The 19,422-nt window shown below is 60.4% G+C and carries 14 protein-coding genes and 2 pseudogenes; 10 read left to right on the top strand and 6 right to left on the bottom strand.

Annotated elements, in window-relative coordinates; all coding sequences use genetic code 11:
* Positions 1 to 195: 195 nt before the first annotated feature.
* The gene (locus AAE029_RS12390) at positions 196 to 2,430 is read right to left on the bottom strand and encodes a heavy metal translocating P-type ATPase (protein ID WP_371073140.1); all 2,235 of its coding nucleotides are present in this window, start codon (positions 2,428 to 2,430) and stop codon (positions 196 to 198) included.
* Positions 2,431 to 2,500: 70 nt separating this feature from the next.
* Between AAE029_RS12390 and AAE029_RS12385 the strand changes: the two genes are divergently transcribed.
* Positions 2,501 to 2,923 (top strand): helix-turn-helix domain-containing protein, encoded by a 423-nt coding sequence (locus tag AAE029_RS12385; RefSeq protein ID WP_371073139.1) that lies wholly within the window; start codon positions 2,501 to 2,503, stop codon positions 2,921 to 2,923.
* 50 nt (positions 2,924 to 2,973) lie between these two features.
* Here AAE029_RS12385 and AAE029_RS12380 read toward each other — a convergent pair whose 3' ends face one another.
* The 5 genes and pseudogenes from AAE029_RS12380 to AAE029_RS12360 all read right to left on the bottom strand — a co-directional run.
* Entirely contained in the window at positions 2,974 to 4,737 is a 1,764-nt protein-coding gene (locus tag AAE029_RS12380) for a tetratricopeptide repeat protein (RefSeq protein WP_371073138.1), read from the bottom strand.
* Positions 4,738 to 4,864: 127 nt separating this feature from the next.
* The gene (locus AAE029_RS12375; RefSeq protein WP_371073137.1) at positions 4,865 to 5,137 is read right to left on the bottom strand and encodes a hypothetical protein; all 273 of its coding nucleotides are present in this window, start codon (positions 5,135 to 5,137) and stop codon (positions 4,865 to 4,867) included.
* 357 nt (positions 5,138 to 5,494) lie between these two features.
* Entirely contained in the window at positions 5,495 to 7,351 is a 1,857-nt protein-coding gene (locus tag AAE029_RS12370) for a DUF882 domain-containing protein (protein WP_371073136.1), read from the bottom strand.
* 188 nt (positions 7,352 to 7,539) lie between these two features.
* A pseudogene (locus tag AAE029_RS12365) lies at positions 7,540 to 7,752 on the bottom strand (helix-turn-helix domain-containing protein); the annotation flags it as partial.
* 89 nt (positions 7,753 to 7,841) lie between these two features.
* Positions 7,842 to 9,096: pseudogene (locus AAE029_RS12360) on the bottom strand (sigma-54-dependent transcriptional regulator); the annotation flags it as partial.
* Between the two features lie 220 nt (positions 9,097 to 9,316).
* On the opposite strand from AAE029_RS12360, the gene AAE029_RS12355 reads away from it, so the two are divergent.
* From AAE029_RS12355 to AAE029_RS12315, 9 genes are all read left to right on the top strand, one after another.
* Positions 9,317 to 11,173 (top strand): M3 family oligoendopeptidase, encoded by a 1,857-nt coding sequence (locus AAE029_RS12355; protein WP_371073135.1) that lies wholly within the window; start codon positions 9,317 to 9,319, stop codon positions 11,171 to 11,173.
* A 135-nt stretch (positions 11,174 to 11,308) separates the two neighbouring features.
* Positions 11,309 to 12,469 carry an aminodeoxychorismate synthase component I gene (locus AAE029_RS12350; protein ID WP_371073134.1) on the top strand — a complete coding sequence of 387 codons (1,161 nt, stop codon included), beginning with the start codon at positions 11,309 to 11,311 and terminating at the stop codon, positions 12,467 to 12,469.
* Positions 12,454 to 13,080 (top strand): aminotransferase class IV family protein, encoded by a 627-nt coding sequence (locus AAE029_RS12345; RefSeq protein ID WP_371073133.1) that lies wholly within the window; start codon positions 12,454 to 12,456, stop codon positions 13,078 to 13,080. Before AAE029_RS12350 ends, AAE029_RS12345 begins: the two co-directional genes overlap by 16 nt.
* A 5-nt stretch (positions 13,081 to 13,085) precedes the next feature.
* Positions 13,086 to 13,370 carry a YciI family protein gene (locus tag AAE029_RS12340; RefSeq protein ID WP_371073132.1) on the top strand — a complete coding sequence of 95 codons (285 nt, stop codon included), beginning with the start codon at positions 13,086 to 13,088 and terminating at the stop codon, positions 13,368 to 13,370.
* Positions 13,371 to 13,441: 71 nt separating this feature from the next.
* Positions 13,442 to 13,810, top strand: coding sequence for a DUF4440 domain-containing protein (locus AAE029_RS12335; RefSeq protein WP_371073131.1), 369 nt, complete (start codon positions 13,442 to 13,444; stop codon positions 13,808 to 13,810).
* Between the two features lie 8 nt (positions 13,811 to 13,818).
* The gene (locus tag AAE029_RS12330) at positions 13,819 to 14,721 is read left to right on the top strand and encodes a DUF3445 domain-containing protein (protein ID WP_371073130.1); all 903 of its coding nucleotides are present in this window, start codon (positions 13,819 to 13,821) and stop codon (positions 14,719 to 14,721) included.
* Positions 14,722 to 14,857: 136 nt separating this feature from the next.
* Positions 14,858 to 16,303: a homospermidine synthase gene (locus AAE029_RS12325; protein ID WP_371073129.1), complete on the top strand. Its 1,446-nt coding sequence runs from the start codon at positions 14,858 to 14,860 to the stop codon at positions 16,301 to 16,303.
* Between the two features lie 185 nt (positions 16,304 to 16,488).
* Positions 16,489 to 16,857: an outer membrane lipoprotein Omp10 gene (gene omp10 / locus AAE029_RS12320; protein WP_371073128.1), complete on the top strand. Its 369-nt coding sequence runs from the start codon at positions 16,489 to 16,491 to the stop codon at positions 16,855 to 16,857.
* Between the two features lie 497 nt (positions 16,858 to 17,354).
* Positions 17,355 to 19,364 carry a 5'-nucleotidase C-terminal domain-containing protein gene (locus AAE029_RS12315; protein ID WP_371073127.1) on the top strand — a complete coding sequence of 670 codons (2,010 nt, stop codon included), beginning with the start codon at positions 17,355 to 17,357 and terminating at the stop codon, positions 19,362 to 19,364.
* Positions 19,365 to 19,422 lie beyond the last annotated feature (58 nt).

Genomic DNA, 19,422 nt, shown 5'->3' with positions numbered 1-19,422 from the left:
TCGGTTTGCCGAGCGGCGCCAACCTGCTGCGCCTGGCGCGCATGCGCCGTACCGTGAACCGCGCCCTGATCAGTAAGCCGATACCTGAGGCTAATGCATGTCGCACAAAAGTGTGCAGCGGTTTTTGCGGCAACGACATGCATGAAAGCAATAAGCTAAAGCCTGTCGCGTGAATCTTTTTTCACGCGACAGGCTTTAAAGGCTGCCCTTCCCCCCAACAGGCCTCAGCAAGCGTAACGCATTGATCGTCACCAACACGGTCGCGCCGGTATCGGCGAGGATGGCGGGCCAAAGGCCGGTAATGCCGACGATCGTCGTTGCGAGGAACACCGCCTTCAGTCCGAGCGCGATCGAAATATTCTCGAAGATGTTGCGCATCGTGCGCTTCGAGAGATCAATCATCGCGGCCACGTCGCCGACACGCTGGTGAAGGATGGCGGCATCGGCGGTTTCGAGCGCGACATCGGTGCCGCCACCCATGGCGATGCCGACATCCGCGGCTGCCAGCGCCGGCGCATCATTGATGCCGTCGCCGACCTTGGCGACGACAAGGCCTTCCTTCTTCAGCTCACCGATAACGCGCTGCTTGTCCTCCGGCATCAGCTCGGCGCGCACCTCGATGCCGAGCTCTGCGCCGATCGCCTTTGCCGCCCGTCTGTTGTCGCCGGTCAGCATGACGATCCTGACCCCCGCTTCCTTCAGCGCTTTGAGACCGGCCCTCGCGTCCGTCCGTGGTTCGTCGCGCATGGCAATCGCGCCGGCAAGCGTTTCGCCGATGATCAGGACCGAGACCGTCTTGCCCTCATCGTTGAGCGCCGCAATCCGGGCGGTCTGATCCGCCGAGAGTAAAACGAGCTCGCCAGCTGCCTGCGGCGAGCCGAGGAAGACGTTCATGCCGTCGACGGTCGCCGCAACGCCCTTGCCGCCGAGCGCCCTGGCGTCGGAGGCAGCCGGGATCTGCGCATTGTCGGCGGCTGCCTTGGAAAGGATTGCCAAAGCCAGCGGATGGCTCGATCCGGTCTCGAGTGCCGCGGCATATTTCAGGACCTCCGCCTCGCTGGAGCCGAAGCCGATGACGTCGGTCACCTTCGGCTTTCCCTTCGTCAGGGTTCCGGTCTTGTCCAGCGCCACCGCCGTGATCTTGCCGAGTGTTTCCAGCACCGCGCCTCCCTTGAGAAGCAGGCCGCGCCGGGCGCCCGACGAGAGCGAAGCGGCAATTGCCGCAGGGGTCGAGATGACCAGCGCGCAGGGGCAGCCGATCAGCAGGATCGCCAGACCCTTGTATATCCATTCGCCCCATGACGCGCCGAAGAGAAGCGGCGGCAGGACCGCCACCAGGGCGGCAACGACCACGACACCCGGCGTGTAGTAGCGCGAGAAACGATCGATGAAACGCTCGGTCGGCGCCTTCGACTCCTGTGCCTCTTCGACCAGCCTGACGATGCGCGCGATCGTATTGTCGGCCGCGGCGGCGGTGACCCGCACGCGCAAGGCCGCGTCACCATTGATGGTTCCCGCGAAGACGGCATCGTCGACGCCCTTACGCACCGGCGTGCTTTCGCCGGTCACAGGAGCTTCGTCAATCTCGCTTTCGCCCGACAGGATGACGCCGTCTGCCGAGATGCGGTCGCCGGGACGAACCAGGATGATCGAACCGACGGCAAGGCTTTCGACAGGAACCGGGCGCGTCTGACCGCCCTCGTCCAGGAGCGCGCTCTTCGGCATCAGGCCGGTGAGAGACTGGATGCTCTCACGCGCCTTGCCGGCAGCCACACCCTCCAGGAGTTCGCCGACGAGAAAAAGGAAGACGACGGCTGCAGCCTCCTCGCCGGCATTGATGATGACCGCGCCAACGGCCGCGATGGTCATCAGCATCTCGATCGAGAAGGGCGTACCCGAGAGCGCCGCCATGACGGCGCGCCGCGCGATCGGCACGAGCCCGATCAACATGGCGGCGACAAAGGCATAGGAAGCGATCGCCGGAATCAGATGGCCGATGGCATAGGCGATGACAAGCGCCGCTCCGGAAGCGATCGTCAGACGGCCTTTCCTGCTTCGCCACCAGGTACCGGTCATCGTGGTCCGGTCGTGGCCATGCAGACCCTCGATCTCCTTTTCATGGCGATCTTTGCGGTCCACGTTACTCGCGTCATGATGGTGATGGTGGTCATGATCATGAGGTCTCTCGTCTTGCACCAGCGCTGCCCCGCCGGAAAACGGCACGACGGAATAACCGAGTCCGATGACCTTCTTCTCGATAGCGACCAGATCGCTGCTGCCATCATGGCGCACGGTCATCGTTCCGGCCGTAACGGAGACGGACACGTCTTCAACACCTGGCATCCGTCTGACCGCCACATCGATCTTGCTGGCACAGCCGGCGCAATCCATGCCGCCGATCCGGTACTTTGTCTGTGCTGCCTCTGCCATGATCCGCTTCCTTGTCAAAGAGAAGCATCCTTCCTACATCCTCTAGCGACTAGAGATGCAAGAGGAAATCATGAAAAAGATCACGATTGGCGAAGCCGCTCGCCAAAGCGGCGTGAAAATTCCGACAATCCGCTATTATGAAAGCATCGGCTTGCTCGCCGCCCCGGCCCGCAGCGAAGGCAATCAGCGCTCCTATGAGCCCTCGGACCTCGATCGGCTCGCCTTTATTCGCCATGCACGAGAGCTGGGCTTCGAGGTGGATTCGATCCGTACCCTGTTGAGCCTGCAGGATGATCCCAACCAGTCCTGCGCCTCGGCCGACGCCATTGCCAAGGCGCGTCTTGTCGAAGTCGAACAGCGCATCCGCAGCCTGTTGGCGCTGAAGGCCGAACTCGAGATGATGGTGGAAGGCTCCGGCCATGGTCGCGTCGATCAGTGCCGGGTCATCGAAGTCCTCGCCGATCACGGCAAATGCATGCATCCCCATCACTAAAGCAATCCCAGGAAAAGTGCGCAGCAGCTTTCTGTCCGCAATCGCGTAGTCTAAAAGAGCATGGAATGGGGAAGGGCCGCCGATCGGAAGTGCGCTCCGGCCTTGGCCAATCCATCCTGCAGGGAGAGGATAAGCCTGTTTTCATAGCGACGCGACTGCATGTTTCGAACATAAGTTGTTTCGAAAACCGGATCGCTTCGTCTCATTTCCGCAAGCTTGTCGGTCGCTTCCGACGATCCCAGTTGCCCGAGAGCCGCTGTCCTCAGCACGCGCACCACATAGTCGCTGCAGGGAATCTGCTCGGCCAGGAGCGATGACTGAGAATAGTCTCCGCGCCTATAGGCGTCGAGCGCGAGGACGAGGCTGGCCGCCCGCGGAACGGCATCGACGGAACGTCCGGCATCCTCGGCGAGAGAAACCCCCGCCTCCCAGAAACCGGAAGCAAAGAGGACCGCTCCAAGTTTCGCGGAAACCTCCGGATTATTGGGATTGAGGGCAAGCGCCCGGTTGCCGGCATTGATCGCCGCCTCGGTGCGGCCGTTGGAGAACTGGGCGATCATGAGGGCGATATTGGCGCGATCCGATAATGGAGCAAGCGAGACCGACCTGTTCGCAAGCGCTAAGGCACGTTCCAGTGTTGCGCGCGTCGGAGCATCGATTTCGGAGGCGATAAGCACCCGGGAAAGAGTTGCTGTCGCATCGGGGTTCTTGGGCTCAGCCGCCAACGTGCGTGTCAGACACTCGGTCACCTCCGCCAGCTTGTCCGAGCCCTGATCATCGAGCGCATACTCGGCCCGCAACACACAGGAGTTTCCGAGGACCTCGTCACCGGTCTGCTCGTGGGTCTCCAGATTGTTGATGACGCCCCTTGTCGTGGCGAATCTCCGCGACAGGACCGTGACCAGCTCGTCCCTCACTGCCGCGGCACTCTTACCGTCGGTCATGATCGTTTCCACGCCGGACTTCAGCACCTCGTTCGACTTGGAATCAATCACCTGCCACCACACGCTCCGGTCGTGGGCGTCTCCATAATATTTGAAGAGGATGCTATAGGGACGCGACCGGCGGAAGCTGGATTCGGCCGGCACGGTCGATGCAGTCACCAGATCGAGACGATCGTGCCGCGAAGAAATTTTGAGCGTCTGAAATTGCGAGAAGGCGACCATCAGATAGTCCAATGTGGCGCTGGCTTCGCTCTCCAGGGCGGCGTCAACCGTCGTCATCGCAAGCGTGATGGTGGGTTTCTCAGTGAATTGCGGCTGGCCACGAAACCAGGCCAGGCCGCCATAGGCGCCCGCTGCAAGAAATACGGCGAGCAGCAAAAAGCCCCATTTCCACATAGGGAGCTCGGCCGTTTCTCCTTTCGCCATCTGCCCTTCGTCGTCGGCTACAAGGTCTTCGACGTCATTCGCAAGCTCGTCCGGATCGGCAGTTCCCGACTGTAAAGAACTGGTCGAGCGGCTGAAAACAGGTACATAGCGCCCTTTCGGGAGACGAATAGTCACGCAGCCCTGTTCTGCGAAAGCTTCATAATATCTGTCGAGAGATGATCGAAGCCGTGTTGCCTCAATGCGGACGATCGGATCCAGCGAAGGATCGAAGCTGCATGGCCGCCCCAGCACGTCGACGGCAATGGAATAGGCTTTCACCCCCGCCTCGCGCCCCTCGAAATACTCGTTCGAGACATAGCGAAGAAACGATCGACTTCGCTCCGTCGCATGAAATCTGGGATCGGCGAAAAGACGCTCTAGCTCGGCTCTCCCCTCCGCCTCGGTGACTTCAGCCGCCTCAGCCTCGTTTCCGCAAGCGTTCATGGCCCACTCCCGCTGCCGCAAGATCGTGATGAAAGCAGACAGTTTTATTGCACGCTTAGCAAGAAGTTAAAACATGAAATGCTAATTAAAAAATAAACTGAAGTATCTATATGTTGCAAACCTTGCATTATTCCGGCGCATTCGAACCGGTGTCGAGACAGATCTGAATGACCTCCGTTTCGATTTCGGAGCAGATCATTTCATATTCCGCAATCATTGCGCCGTCTTTCATGGAAGTCCTGCTCCGGAGCCGGTCAAGTGTTGCGCTGGCTTCGTCATAGGCCTCGCAGAGACTTCCGAGAGAGCTGCTATGGGCCGTGAGAACCTGCAGCTGCCCGCGCAGCGCCGGCAACTTCAACATCAGCTTCCAGAGGCCTCGTCGCCCACCCTGTTCAGACATCGCTCCGCTTGGATCCTCCTGCTCTCAGGCATTTCCCACCGATCGTGACGGAAATTCAGGCAACTGTATTTCTCCACGAGACCGTCGCGGAAGTACGTTACGGTTACAGAAAAGAGATGTGCTCGGTGGGCAATAAGTCCGCTCCACAGGCGACGATAGCACCAAGAGACGCAGAGCCCCGAAAATCGGTTCGATTTTCGGGGCTGGAAAACGGAACACAATTGTCGTTGCACAGGCGCCGGAACTTGCCTCATGCATGTCGCGCAAAATTGTGCAGCGGTTGGTTTTGCGGCAACGACATGCATGAAAACGATAAGCTAAAGCCTGTCGCGTGAGCCTACCTTCACGCGATAGGCTTTAGTTGCTGAACTTACGCACCTGCATGAAGTTCACCGCCGTTCCACTGAAGCGCGCCGGATCGATGGAAGCGGTCTTGACCGAGAATCCCTCGGAATAAACGGCCGTCGGCTGGGCCCGCAGCGTCTGGCTGACGAATCGTGGCGCCTTGACCGGCTTCGACACCGTTTCCATCCGTGCCTTGGTCAGCGCCCATCGGGAAATGATATTCTGGGTGAGCTTCGGCTCGGTGCGAACGCTCGCCCGGTTGGCATCGGCCGCCTCGGCTTCCTGCTTGGTCGGACGGCCGCCCTTGACGGGGAGACCTGCGGCCACACCGGTCTCGACCGGCTTCGGCACCTCAAAGGCACCGGCGGAGCTCGCAGACTTCGTCGCCGGAGCAAGAGCTGCAACCAGCATCGGCTGCGCCGGCGTCCTTGCCGGCGGCGCCTTTGCCGCCATCGTGGCCGTCACCGGCTTGGCAGGCTGAACAACCGGCGTCGTGGTCTGCGGCGCCGGCATCGCCGCTGCCATTTCGGCGCGTTCGTCGGCGCGATGCTGTTCGAGCTGTGCCGCGATCTCGGGCGAAAGCGTCTGCTGATCCGCCTCGTCGCCCTCGGTTTCCATATCGGTGTCGGCCGAAGCAAGCAGCGTTCCCGCCACCTCAGGCCGTTCCGACGGCACAGGTACGGTGAGATCCGCCGACGCCGTCATGACATCGCCATTCGGCGTCGCAACGGCGTCGCTGCGAAGCGACGGTACCGGAATGCTATAGGCGCTGAGATCGGCATAGGTCTGAGATTGCTGTTGCTGATCGCCTGGCAGAGCTGCGGCAAGAGCGGCCTGCGCGGCATTGCCGGAACCAGGCGGTACGAGCGCCGCTGCCATTTCAGGCTGATTCTTGAAGGCCGGGCGAACCTGCGGGGTCGGCGCATTCACGCTCGCCACTTCAGTCTCGGCCGCAGGCGCGGCAGCCGCAGGAGCAGTCTGAGGCTTCGACCTCGCCGGCGCAGCGCTCGCAACTGCCGTCGTATCGTCGTTGGTATCCTCTTCCTCGTCAGCCCCGCCACCGAAGAGAACAGCAAAAAGATTCCTGCGCTTCGGTTGCTCGGATGCGCTGGCGATCTGAATGCTCGTCGAGCTGACGCGCTGCTTGTATTCGGCAACGGCCTGCTGATAGCCCGGCAACGGCTTGCCGTCAGCCGGGATATGCATGGTCTTGCCGTCCGGGAAGAGCCTGACCAGTTCCTGACGGCTCATGCGCGGCCATGCGCGCACGCCGCCGACGTCCATGTGCACGAAAGGAGAGCCGGATTTCGGATAGAAGCCGACGCCGCCGACCTCCATCTTCATGCCGATCGCGCGCAGCGTTGCAAGCTTCACGTCGGGAATGAAGAAGTCCATCGCCTTGCCGAGCATATGCTGGCTCTTTTCCGCAACACCCGAATTGCGGGAACGGCCGCGCAGCATCTCGTTGGTCGCAGGTGAACGGAACCCGCAGACGACATTGATATAATCACGCGATCCGCTCTGACGGTAAACTTCCCAGATCAGGTCGAAAAGGCGCGGATCCATCTTGGTGGGCTGATTGCGCCGCCAGTCGCGCAGGAAACGATTGAGCTGCTCGAGCCCTTTTGGATCGAACTTGCCATTCCGCTTGTAAGTGATGACTGCCTTTTCGCCGGTGTGAATGAAATAGAGCTTGAGGCTGCGGGTTTCTCCGGCCGCCTGCGAAGGGGAACTGACAAATGCCGGAGTGGAGACGGCTATTGCGACCAAGGCGACTACAGTCGTCCTTGCCAATTTTTTGCATAATCCTTCGCCCAAGGAACGCCATCTCAAGCCAGATGGCCCCATCTTTCCATTCAGATTCGGCAATTCGATCCCCGTCCGACAGACTAAGTCGCGCTGTCCCAGATGACTGTCAATTGCGGTCACACGATGGCAAAAATGCCACACGTATTCAACCTCTTCTTATATAGTGAACGGTACACTAACAAGATATTTATGACGGGTAACAAATTATGATTGCCGGCTCGTTAACAGGCGCCGTTATCGGATGCCGGTCATGCGGCATCCTTTTGCGGATTGTCGGGGTCAATGCCGTAGTCCTTGAGTTTCCTATATAATGTCGATCTTCCGATGCCGAGTTTGCGGGCGACCTGGCTCATTTGGCCGCGATAGAACTTGAGTGCGAAGCGGATGAGTTCCTCTTCGACATCGGCAAGTTTGCGCACGTCGCCAGACGGATTTGTGCTTACGATCACATTTTCTGCCGACTCGTTAGCTCGCGTGAGAAGGCCCGCCATTGAGGCGGTAAAGTGGCTGTCGACAGCGGATGCGAACTGTGATTCGGCCTCTTCGAAGGAAACGTTGTCGGCTACCAAAGCCAGATGATCGGTCATCGCATAGTCCGGCATCTGAGCCGCGATCTGCGGGAAATCCGCCTCGGTGAGTTCGTCTCCCTGCGCCAGGACGACCGCGCGGAAGATTGCATTCTCAAGCTGACGGATATTGCCCGGCCAGTCATAGGCGGTCAACAGAGCCATCGCGCCGGGGCTCACCGTCAGGCGATGGCCCGATTTCTGTTCAAGAGCGAAGCGGTCGGCGAAAACCCGCACCAGATGCGGAATATCCTCCTTGCGCTTGCGTAGCGCCGGGATCGTGATCGGAAAGACATTCAGGCGGTAGTAGAGATCCTCGCGGAAATGCCCGCTCTTTACTTCCTCGATCAAATCCTTGTTGGTTGCCGAGATCAATCGCACATTGACCTTCTGTGGAAGGCGGGCGCCGACCGTCTCGATTTCACCATGCTGGACCGCGCGCAGGAGCTTCACCTGAATGTCGAGCGGCAGGTCGCCGATTTCATCGAGGAAAAGCGTGCCGCCGTCGGCCTCCATGAACTTGCCGACGTGACGCTCGGTTGCGCCGGTAAACGCGCCTTTCTCGTGACCGAACAGAATGCTTTCCACGAGATTATGCGGGATGGCGCCGCAGTTGACCGTGACGAACGGACGGTTGGAACGGTCGCCCGCCGCCTGGATGGCGCGCGCCACAAGCTCCTTCCCGACGCCGGATTCGCCCTCCAGCACGACCGGAATGTTGGATTGCGCAGCGCGCTGGGCAAGGTCGATCACGCGTATCATGGCGGGGCTTGCCGAAACGATGTCGTCGAAGCTGACTGCACCCGAGCGAGAGCGGCGGCCAGCGCGCGCTTTGGCTTCCTTGTGATCGACCCTGAGCGCATTGGTGATCGACGTGGCGATCCGCTCAGGCGAGACCGGCTTGACGACAAAATCGAAGGCGCCGGCGCGCATCGCCTGCACGACCGTCTCGATCCCGCCCTGCCCCGTCTGCACGATGACAGGAATTTCAGTACCCATGTCATGCAGCGCCTCGAGGAACTCGATGCCGTTCATTTCGGGCATCATCAGGTCGAGAACGATAACATTGATCTGGCCACTGTTGCGCTTCAGTACCTCGAGACCGATCCGACCGTTTTCGGCCTGATGGACCACGTGACCGATGCGCTCAATGGCATTTTTGAGCAGGCGTCTCTGTATGGGATCGTCTTCGACGACGAGAATCTGTCCAATGCCCTTGAACTCATTTTGACCGGTCATGTGTGCCTCACTTCATGCGAAACCTGAGGCTGGACTTTGGCAGAAAGGCTTGAACATCCAGTTTTGAGAAATAATTGCATTTTAACGATTATGGCGAACAGGGAATCCGTGCCAGACCGGCGCTTTCAACGCTAAATCGCCCCTTGCCGCCGCCTCTTCGCGCGAATAGACACGGAGGTAATGAACGTGTCAGATAAAGAAAAACAGAGGAACAACCGCCATGAGCCCGACCTCGTTCCACGCCCGTCTTAATCTCTCAGCCGGCCCTTCGGCGGCCACGACCGATCCCAAGCTCGGCGAACTGCCGGTCTGGAAGTTGCAGGATCTCTATCCTTCCGCAACCTCGACCGCCTATGTCCTCGACATGGAGAAGGCCGGCAAGGCGGCGGTCGCCTTCGAGGAGAAATGGAAGGGCAAGCTTGCGGATGCCGCAACCAAGACCGGCGAGGAAGGCATAGGGGCTGCTCTGAAGGAATATGAGGCACTGGAGGATCTGATGGGACGTATCGGCTCCTTTGCCGGCCTCACCTATTTCTCGGACACCAGCAACCCGGTCAATGGCAAGCTCTATGGCGACGCTCAGGCGAAGCTGACGGAATTCTCCTCCCATCTCCTCTTTTTCGGGCTGGAGCTGAACCGGATCGACGACGCGGTCATGGATGCCTGCATGGACCGGGATCCGCTCGCCGGCCACTACCGCCCCTGGATTGTCGACCTGCGCAAGGACAAGCCCTATCAGCTCGAAGACAAGCTGGAGCAGCTCTTCCTTGAAAAAACCATGACGAGCTCGGCCGCCTTCAACCGGCTCTTCGATGAGACGATGGCGGAGTTGCGCTTCGAGATCGACGGCGAGAAGGTGCCGCTGGAAGTGGCACTCAACATGCTGCAGGAGCGCGACGGCGAGCTGCGGCGCAAGGCCGCCCTGGCGCTGGCCGAGGTCTTCAAGACCAATATCCGCACCTTCACCCTGATCACCAACACGCTCGCCAAGGACAAGGATATATCCGATCGCTGGCGTGGCTTCGAGGATATCGCCGACAGCCGGCATCTGGCCAACCGCGTCGAGCGCGAGGTGGTCGACGCTTTGGCGTTCGCCGTCAAGGAAGCCTATCCGCGCCTTTCGCACCGCTATTATAAGATGAAGGCGAAGTGGCTCGGTATGGAGCAGATGGAGTTCTGGGATCGCAACGCGCCGCTGCCGGAAACCCCGCATACTCTGATCCCCTGGCCCGAGGCCAAGGAGACGGTGCTTTCGGCCTATCACGCCTTCGCGCCGGAAATGGCAGCGATCGCCAGGCGCTTCTTCGACGAGCAATGGATCGACGCGCCGGTGCGTCTGGGCAAGGCGCCGGGGGCTTTCGCCCATCCGACCGTCCCCTCCGCCCATCCCTATGTGCTCGTCAACTATTTGGGCAAGCCGCGCGACGTGATGACGCTTGCCCATGAGCTCGGTCACGGCGTGCACCAGGTGCTGGCCGCCGGCCAGGGCGCGCTGATGTGCCAGACGCCGCTGACGCTTGCGGAAACCGCCTCGGTCTTCGGCGAAATGCTGACCTTCCGTGCGCTGCTCGACAAGACGACCGACAAACGCGAGCGCAAGTCCATGCTCGCCCAGAAGGTCGAGGACATGATCAACACCGTCGTGCGCCAGATCGCCTTCTATGAATTCGAGCGCAAGGTCCATACCGCTCGCAAGGCCGGCGAGCTGACCTCGGACGATATGGGCGAGCTGTGGCTGTCGGTGCAATCGGAAAGCCTGGGCCCCGCGATCCGGATTTCGGAAGGCTACGAGACTTACTGGGCCTATATCCCGCACTTCATCCACTCGCCCTTCTATGTCTATGCCTATGCTTTCGGCGACTGCCTGGTAAATTCGCTCTATGCCGTCTACCAAAAGTCCGACAAGAGCTTCCAGGACAGATATTTCGAGCTTCTCAAAGCCGGCGGCACCAAGCATCATTCCGAGCTTCTGAAACCCTTCGGCCTCGACGCGACCGATCCGTCGTTCTGGGGCAAGGGCCTGTCGATGATCGAAGGGCTGATCGACGAATTGGAGGCGCTTGATAGGAGTGCTTGACGAGAGTGTGCCCCTCACCCCAGCCCTCTCCCCGCTCGCGGGGAGAGGGAGCGACCAGGCCAAACCTCGATGTCCCCTCTCCCCGCGAGCGGGGTTAGGGTGAGGGTGAGGGGCAATCCAATTGAAGTTTCACCCATGGCGAAAACCAAACCCTATATTCTCTTCCGGGACGACACGACCGGCCAAGTGATGCTCTTCGCCGATCCGGCCGAGATCATCGTCGCCCGCACGCGCGACGAGTTCTTCGACGGCATCGACCGTATGGAAGAGGCGAAAGCCAAGGGTAAATGGCTTGCGGGCTATATGTCCTATGAAGCAGGCCATCTCTTCGAAAAGAAACTGGCGCCCTTCGCCGAAGAACGGCGCGAAACGCCGCTTATGTGTTTCGGCGTCTTCGATGGACCTGCTGACGACACTCATCCGTTTGCCCAGCCGAAACAGCGCAGTGAAAACGCAGAATTCCTGACCGACCCTAAAGCGGCCTGGGATTTCGCTATATATAAAGAGCGGTTCGATCGTCTCCATTGGCACATCAGGCAGGGCGACTGCTACCAGGCGAACCTGACCATGCCGATCACCGCCCGCTGGAGCGGCGATCCCCGCGCCGCTTTCTGGAGCCTGATCGAGCGGCAGCCGGTGAAATATGGCGCATTCGTCGATCTCGGCGGTCCGGTCATCCTGTCCCGCTCACCTGAACTCTTCTTCCATACCGACGAGGATGGTTGGATCGAGACCCATCCGATGAAGGGCACGGCCAAACGCGGCGCTGATGCCGCCGAGGACGCGGCCATCATCGAAGAGATGCGCAACGACATCAAGACGCAGGCCGAAAATCGCATGATCGTTGATCTGTTGCGTAATGACATATCACGCATCACCGAGGTCGGAACGCTGGACGTGCCGAAGCTTTTCGACATCGAGACCTACCCGACCCTCCACCAGATGGTAAGCCATGTGCAGGCAAGGCTCCGGCCCGGCATTTCGATCCGGGATATCTTTGCGGCACTCTTCCCCTGCGGCTCGATCACCGGTGCGCCGAAGATGCGCGCGATGGAAATCCTGTATGATCTGGAAGACGGCCCGCGCGACGCCTATTGCGGCGCCATCGGCATGATCTCGCCGACCGGCGCGATGCGCTTCTCCGTCGCCATCCGCACGATCACGCTTTTCGATGGCGGCCACGCGGTCTTCAATGTCGGCGGTGGCATCGTCTTTGATTCGACCGCCGAGGCGGAATATGACGAATGCCTGCTGAAGGCGCGGTTCGCCGTGGGAGATCAATGGATTTCTCGCTGATAGAAACGCTGCGATGGGAGCCTGAAACGGGCTTCGTGCGCCTGCGGCTGCATCTCGCCCGCCTCAATCGCTCATCCCGCCGCCTCGGCTTCCCGCAGCCGCTTGGTGCCGAGGAGGCGCTGAACGAGGCGGTAAGAGCCGCGACCGGCCCGCTGCGCGTGCGCCTGACCTTCGATCGCCACGGCAGGACCGAGGTGACGACGGCACCCTTTTCAGCCCTGCCTCCGGATACGCTCTGGCGTGTCCGGATCGCAAAAACCCGTCTCGACTCGGCCGATCGGCTGCTGCGTGTCAAGACCACCCGCCGCAATGTCTATGAGGCCGCCCGCGCCGAATTTACGCCGCAGGACGCCGACGAGGTCATCATGCTCAATGAAAGGGGCGAGGTCTGCGAAGGCACGATCACATCGATCTTTCTCGATGACGGCTCCGGCATTCTGCGCACGCCGCCGATCTCCTGCGGCCTGCTCGCGGGCGTGCTGCGCTCCGAGCTCATTTGCCAGCGCAGGGCCCGTGTCGGCCGCATAACGCTTGCCGATCTCGACAGTGCCGATCTCTATGTCGGAAATTCCTTGCGCGGCCTGATACGCGCACAATTGCTAAAGGACTGATCTCAATGCTCATCCTCTCGCTGACTTATCTGAAGGGCAATGAAGAAGCCGACCGCCACATGGAGCCGCATATGGCTTGGCTGAAGGACGGCTATGCCAAGGGTTGGTTCCTCGCCTCCGGCCGCAAGGTGCCGCGCACCGGTGGCGTCATCCTAGCCGTCGGCGACCGAGCCGAGATCGAAGCCTATGTCGTTGCCGATCCCTTCACCATCCACGGGGTGGCCCAATACGAGATCACCGAAGTCGCCGTGACCACGACGTCCGAGGGAATGGAAATTTTGAAGCGCTAGCGCATTTCAGGAAAGGTGTATGCGGTCTTCCACCCGCATCGCGCTCAACCTCTTAGAAAGATCAGCGAATCATGGATGATCTTCATGCGCATTTGAAGGACCTCGAGGAGCGATTGTTCCAACCATCCGTGCGTGGTTCACGCCCGGCATTGGAAGGCCTGCTGTCCCCCGATTTTCGCGAGATCGGCAGATCCGGCAAGCTCTATGATTTCGATGAGGTCGTCGAAGCGCTGCTCGCCGAGCAGCCCGACGATCTCTCACGAGACATCAGTAATTTCGAGACACGGATCCTTGGCAGCGGGATCACGCTCGTCACCTATCAGTCAGAACTGAACCTGCCGGATGGCACGGTCGTCAGGTCGCTCAGAAGCTCCATCTGGCGGCTCGAGGATGACAACCGGTGGCGAATGGTGTTTCATCAGGGCACTTCCATGCGATGAAACCGGGCATGACGCTTCCGACCTACACGCCCTATGACGGCTCCGCCAAACCCTTCACCATCGGCCTGATGCCGCTCGATCCGTCGCGTTGGATCGAGCCGGACGAGGAACTCGGGCGCTATCTGACCGAGAAGCAGCACCTGCTCGCCGGGCATCGCGAGGAAATATTCGTCGCAGGAAGCGATACGGACGCCGCACAGCAGGAATGTCTGGAGCTGCTGGTCGATCACCTTTGCAACCAGCATTCGGATATCTATCAACGCCGCGGCAACATGATCGATGTGTTGGACCATCTGGTCGATCTCTCCGATCCGACGCCGCCGCTTCTCAAAGCCGGATCGCTGATTGCCGACGACCTCGTCCTGATGCGCCGCAAGGAGGCCGGCTGGCATCTCGTCGCCGGCCATGTCGCCTTTCCCTCGTCATGGTCTCTAAGGGAAAAATTCGCGCGGCCGCTGCAGGCGATCCACGCCGATGTTCCAGGCTTCAGCGAAGGAACGCGAAACGCAACGCTCATCACCCGCATCTTCGACAATCTGCAGGTGACACAACCGGTGGAGCGCCTCAACTGGTCGATCAACCGGACGGACGATCTTTTCCTGCCCGTATCGAAGCACAGCCTGCCGGAAGCCCCATCCTCCTTCTCCCTGTCCGAACGCTTCGTCCGGGTCGAGCGACAGACGCTGCGCAAGCTGCCGGTTTCCGGCGACATCGTCTTCACCATCAGGGTTTATGTCGACCCCATCGCCGCCCTCAAGCACCATCCCGAAGCATCGCGCCTTGCCGTCGCATTCGCCGATCAGATCGGGGCGCTGACCGACGATCAACTTGGCTATAAGAATTTGCACAGCCAACGGGACAGGCTGGTTTTTCTGCTTCGCGAGCTGGCGATGACAGCCTCTCCGGCATGATATTTGCCGACTTCGGGTTCAACGCCTCTTTATTGTGACGGGATTTTATGATTAGAGCCGGTCACTTTGCATTTTTGCATCCATTCATTTGAATTCCTCAGGCATTGCGCCTTCGTTCCCTCAACAGGAGAAAAGAATGACGGAACAGAACCATCCGGTATATGCCGAAATTACCGGTCCGATCGTCATGATCGGCTTTGGCTCCATCGGCCGCGGCACCCTGCCCCTGATCGAGCGCCACTTCAAATTCGACAAGAACCGCATGGTCGTCATCGATCCCCGCAGTGACGATGCGCACATCCTTGCCAAACACGGCGTCAAGCATATCCAGGCGCATGTCACCCGCGACAACTACAAGGAGTTGCTGAAGCCGCTGCTGACGGACGGCGACGGACAGGGCTTCTGTGTCAACCTTTCGGTTGACACCTCCTCGCTCGACATCATGAAGTTCTGCCGCAAGCTCAACGTTCTCTATATCGACACGGTCGTTGAGCCCTGGCTCGGTTTCTATTTCGACAAGGACATGGACAACGCTGCGCGCACCAACTACGCGCTGCGCGAAACCGTCCGCAAGGAAAAGACCAAGAATCCCGGCGGCACGACCGCGGTCTCCTGCTGCGGCGCCAATCCCGGCATGGTGTCCTGGTTCGTCAAGCAGGGCCTCGTCAACCTCGCTCGCGAAATCGGCCTGAGATTTGAGGAGCCGGCTCCGGACGACCGTGAAGGCTGGGCCAAGCTGATGAAGAAGGTCGGCGTCAAGGGCATCCACATCGCCGAGCGCGACACCCAGCGCACCAAGCATCCGAAGCCGCTGAACGTCTTTTGGAACACCTGGTCGGTCGAAGGCTTCGTCTCGGAAGGCCTGCAGCCCTCGGAGCTCGGCTGGGGCACCCACGAGAACTGGATGCCGAAGAACGGCAAGAAGCACAAGAAGGGCAACAAGGCGGCCATCTATCTGGAGCAGCCCGGTGCCAATACCCGCGTGCGCACCTGGTGCCCGACGCCCGGCGCGCAATACGGCTTCCTCGTCACCCATAACGAGTCGATCTCGATCGCCGACTACTTCACGGTTCACGACAAGGATGGCCAAGCCGTCTACCGTCCGACCTGCCACTATGCCTATCACCCTGCCAACGACGCCGTCCTCTCGCTGCATGAGATGTTCGGCAACGGCGGCACGTCACAGCCGGTCCACCATGTCCTTGACGAGGACGAGCTCGAGGACGGCATCGATGAACTCGGCGTCCTGCTCTACGGCCACGAAAAGAACGCCTACTGGTTCGGCTCGCGCCTGTCGCTGGAGGAGACCCGTCGCCTGGCACCCTATCAGAACGCGACTGGTCTGCAGGTGACCTCGGCCGTGCTCGCCGGCATGGTCTGGGCGCTGGAAAACCCGAACGCCGGCATCGTCGAGGCCGACGAGATGGACTACAAGCGCTGCCTCGACGTGCAGCTTCCCTATCTCGGACCGGTCGAAGGCCACTATACCGACTGGACGCCGCTCGCCGGCCGTCCCGGCCTCTTCCCCGAGGAGATCGATACCAAGGATCCGTGGCAGTTCAAGAACATCCTCGTCCGCTAAGGCGCAGGACCGTATCTTAAGAACTACGGATTGAAAAATGCCCGCCCCGAAAGGCGGGCATTTTTGTTACGCATCCGGGATAATTCCGCGCGCAATATCCCGAAGCCTTGCTTTCGTGGAATCTGCGCGCCATGTTTCCCGCAAACATTGCGGGTAGATACGGATCCCGAGTCGCGGAGAACAGTATGAAGATCAAAACCAGCCTCGCCCTTGCCGCCGCTGCCGTCATGGCGGCGTCCTGTATGCCACAAGCGCAGCGCCCGATGCCGTTAGCCACCCGCGCGCCCGCAAATACAGTGGAAGGCTCCTGGGCTGATCCAAACGGCATCGTCTCGACGTTCCAGGCCGGCACCTTCACCACGCGTACGACCGACAGCAACCAGCTTCTTGCCTCCGGCACCTATGTCAACGTCTCCCCGACGCTTGTCGAGATCAACATGACCTCGCTCGTGCGCAACACGCAGTCCAAGGTCAATTGCGCGCTTGTCAATCCAAGCCAGCTGAACTGCACCTCCGATGCCGGCTCGCAATTCTCGCTGAGGCGCCGCAGCTGAGGCTAAACCTCATCGGAAAAATCTGAGACGGCCCACCACCTGACCATCAGGTCCGGCTTAGCGATTCTGTCAGACTGGCGACGAGCCAGCCGCCGATTTCGAGCTGGAATTCTCGCTGCAGCCTGAAGCCCAGCCGGCCCGTTGCACTGTTGTTTCTGTCGAGTCAACGACGGAAAACCTGCTCCGGAGGACCCCCGGATTTTACGTAAACAGTTACTTAACTCTTATATGCAAACAATCTAATTCAGCAGGCAAAGTCATGTGGATGAGTTATGGCAGCCCTTAACGCATAGCTCCGCATCTTCCCGATCCCCATCGGTCCGAAATGAGCCGCGAATGCGGGGGCTTTTTTGTCGCCACCCCCTTGGAAACCTGGCCGATTGTGACAGCTTATGCACTGGTTGCCGCGCCAAGAGCGAGACAATTGGCGCAGCTTCCGAGGGGTCCAGGACGGTAGCCGGCCTTTGCCGCAAACCGGGCAGAATAGGAGAGAGAGAATGAGGCACTTTGGATTCGGTCTTTTGACCGTTTCGGCTCTGGCACTCAGCACGGGTGCGGCATTCGCCGACTACCAGCTCAACATTTTGCACATCAATGATTTTCACTCGCGCGATGAATCGATCAATCGCTTCGATTCCACCTGCTCGGCGGAAGAGGAAGGCAAGAAGGAGTGCTTCGGCGGCGCCGCTCGGCTGAAGACTGCGATCGATCAACGCCGCGACGCGCTTAAGGGCCAGAACACCATCCTCCTCGACGCCGGCGACAACTTCCAGGGCTCGCTGTTCTATACGACCTACAAGGGCGCAGCCGAGCTCGAATTCCTGAACGATATCAAGTTCGACGCAATGACCGTCGGCAACCATGAGTTCGACGATGGCGAAGAGGCGCTTGCCCCCTTCCTCGACAAGGTCCAGTTTCCGGTCGTCGCCGCCAACCTGCAGGTCGATGACCAATCGAAACTCGGCGATCACATCAAGCCTTCCGTCGTTCTCGATGTCGGCGGAGAGAAGATCGGCATCATCGGGGCTGTCACGACAGAGACGCCGGAACTCGCCTCACCCGGCCCGCATGTCAAGTTCAACGATGACGTCGCGACGGTCACTGCCGAGGCGCAGCGCCTGAAGGGCGAGGGCGTCAACAAGATCATCGCGCTCACCCATGTCGGCTATCCGCGCGACATCGACGCGATCGCCAAGATCCCCGATGTCGACGTGGTCGTCGGCGGCCATTCGCATACGCTTCTGTCGAATACCGATCCAAAGGCAGCCGGCCCCTATCCGACGATGGTCGACAATCCCGGCGGCTACAAGGTGCCGGTCGTGCAGGCCGCCTCCTATGGGAAATATCTCGGGGATCTCATGGTAACCTTCGACGACAATGGCGTCGTCAAGGAGGCGAAGGGGGATCCGATCCTGCTCGACGCCTCGGTCCAGCCCGATCCCGCCATCGCCGCCCGGATCCAGGAGATGGCCAAGCCTATCGACGAATTGCGCCAGAAGGTGATCGGCTCCACCGAGGCGCCGATCGAGGGCGCGCGCGAGGAATGCCGCGCCCGTGAGTGCACGATGGGCAATCTGGTCGCCGATGCCATGCTCGACCGCGCCAAGAACCAGGGCGTCACCGTCGCCATCCAGAATGGCGGCGGCCTGCGCGCCTCGATCGATGGCGGCGATGTTTCCATGGGCGAGGTTCTGACGGTCTTGCCGTTTCAGAACACGCTTGCGACCTTCCAGCTTGACGGGACCGATATCATCAAGGCTATCGAAAACGGTCTGAGCCAGATCGAGCAGGGCGCCGGCCGTTTCCCGCAGGTGGCTGGCCTCAAATATAGTTTCGATAAGTCCAAACCGGCAGGCAGCCGGGTCGTTTCCGTCGAGGTCAAGGAGGGTGACAGCTTCGTCCCGCTCGATCCCGCCAAGACCTACGGCGTCGTTACCAACAACTACATGCGTGCTGGCGGCGACGGCTACAGCATCTTTTCAACCGCCGGCAAGAACGCCTATGACTATGGCCCGGATCTCGCGGATGTGACCGCGGACTATCTGACCGCCCACAATCCCTACAAACCCTATACCGACGGCCGTGTGACGGAGGTCGCTGCCGCCGGTGCGGCACCGATGCAGACGGCACAGGCACCTGCGCCCGCAGCGCCGCAACCGTCCGAGCCTGCCGCACCTGCTCCCGCAACACCGCAGGCCCAGCCCTCTCCGGCACCTGCCGCGCCGGAAGCGACACCTCCGGCTGCCCCTGCGCCAGCGCCGTCACAGGCCCAACCGGCGCCAAGCCCTGAACCCGCTCCTGCCCCCGCAACACCTGCGGCCCCCGCAGCACCTTCGACCCCCACAACACCCGCGACCCACGTAGTGGCCGCCGGCGACACCTTCTGGGCTCTCGCCAAGCAATTCTATGGCGACGCCACGCTTTGGAGAAAGATCGCCGAGGCTAACGGCAGCCCGAATCCGCGGCACCTGAGGGTCGGCCGCGAACTGCAGATCCCCGCAAAGTAGAGACAATTTATCCGCTTTAGATGACCGGTCCGGGCTTCCCCGGGCCGGCTTTTGTTTT

It is taken from the genome of Sinorhizobium sp. CB7 (assembly GCF_041357635.1).
GTDB lineage: Bacteria > Pseudomonadota > Alphaproteobacteria > Rhizobiales > Rhizobiaceae > Rhizobium.
The sequence above is the reverse complement of the archived record's forward strand: the minus strand, read 5'-3'. Positions and strand labels throughout refer to the sequence as shown.

Excerpts from the sequence above, each read along its gene's own strand:
- AAE029_RS12390 (WP_371073140.1), bottom strand. The coding sequence starts at position 2,430 with ATGGCAGAGGCAGCACAGACAAAGTACCGGATCGGCGGCATGGATTGC.
- omp10 (WP_371073128.1), top strand. The coding sequence starts at position 16,489 with ATGAAGATCAAAACCAGCCTCGCCCTTGCCGCCGCTGCCGTCATGGCG.
- AAE029_RS12375 (WP_371073137.1), bottom strand. The coding sequence starts at position 5,137 with ATGTCTGAACAGGGTGGGCGACGAGGCCTCTGGAAGCTGATGTTGAAG.
- AAE029_RS12340 (WP_371073132.1), top strand. The coding sequence starts at position 13,086 with ATGCTCATCCTCTCGCTGACTTATCTGAAGGGCAATGAAGAAGCCGAC.
- AAE029_RS12345 (WP_371073133.1), top strand. The coding sequence starts at position 12,454 with ATGGATTTCTCGCTGATAGAAACGCTGCGATGGGAGCCTGAAACGGGC.
- AAE029_RS12355 (WP_371073135.1), top strand. The coding sequence starts at position 9,317 with ATGAGCCCGACCTCGTTCCACGCCCGTCTTAATCTCTCAGCCGGCCCT.
- AAE029_RS12385 (WP_371073139.1), top strand. The coding sequence starts at position 2,501 with ATGAAAAAGATCACGATTGGCGAAGCCGCTCGCCAAAGCGGCGTGAAA.
- AAE029_RS12325 (WP_371073129.1), top strand. The coding sequence starts at position 14,858 with ATGACGGAACAGAACCATCCGGTATATGCCGAAATTACCGGTCCGATC.
- AAE029_RS12330 (WP_371073130.1), top strand. The coding sequence starts at position 13,819 with ATGACGCTTCCGACCTACACGCCCTATGACGGCTCCGCCAAACCCTTC.
- AAE029_RS12350 (WP_371073134.1), top strand. The coding sequence starts at position 11,309 with ATGGCGAAAACCAAACCCTATATTCTCTTCCGGGACGACACGACCGGC.
- AAE029_RS12380 (WP_371073138.1), bottom strand. The coding sequence starts at position 4,737 with ATGAACGCTTGCGGAAACGAGGCTGAGGCGGCTGAAGTCACCGAGGCG.
- AAE029_RS12315 (WP_371073127.1), top strand. The coding sequence starts at position 17,355 with ATGAGGCACTTTGGATTCGGTCTTTTGACCGTTTCGGCTCTGGCACTC.
- AAE029_RS12335 (WP_371073131.1), top strand. The coding sequence starts at position 13,442 with ATGGATGATCTTCATGCGCATTTGAAGGACCTCGAGGAGCGATTGTTC.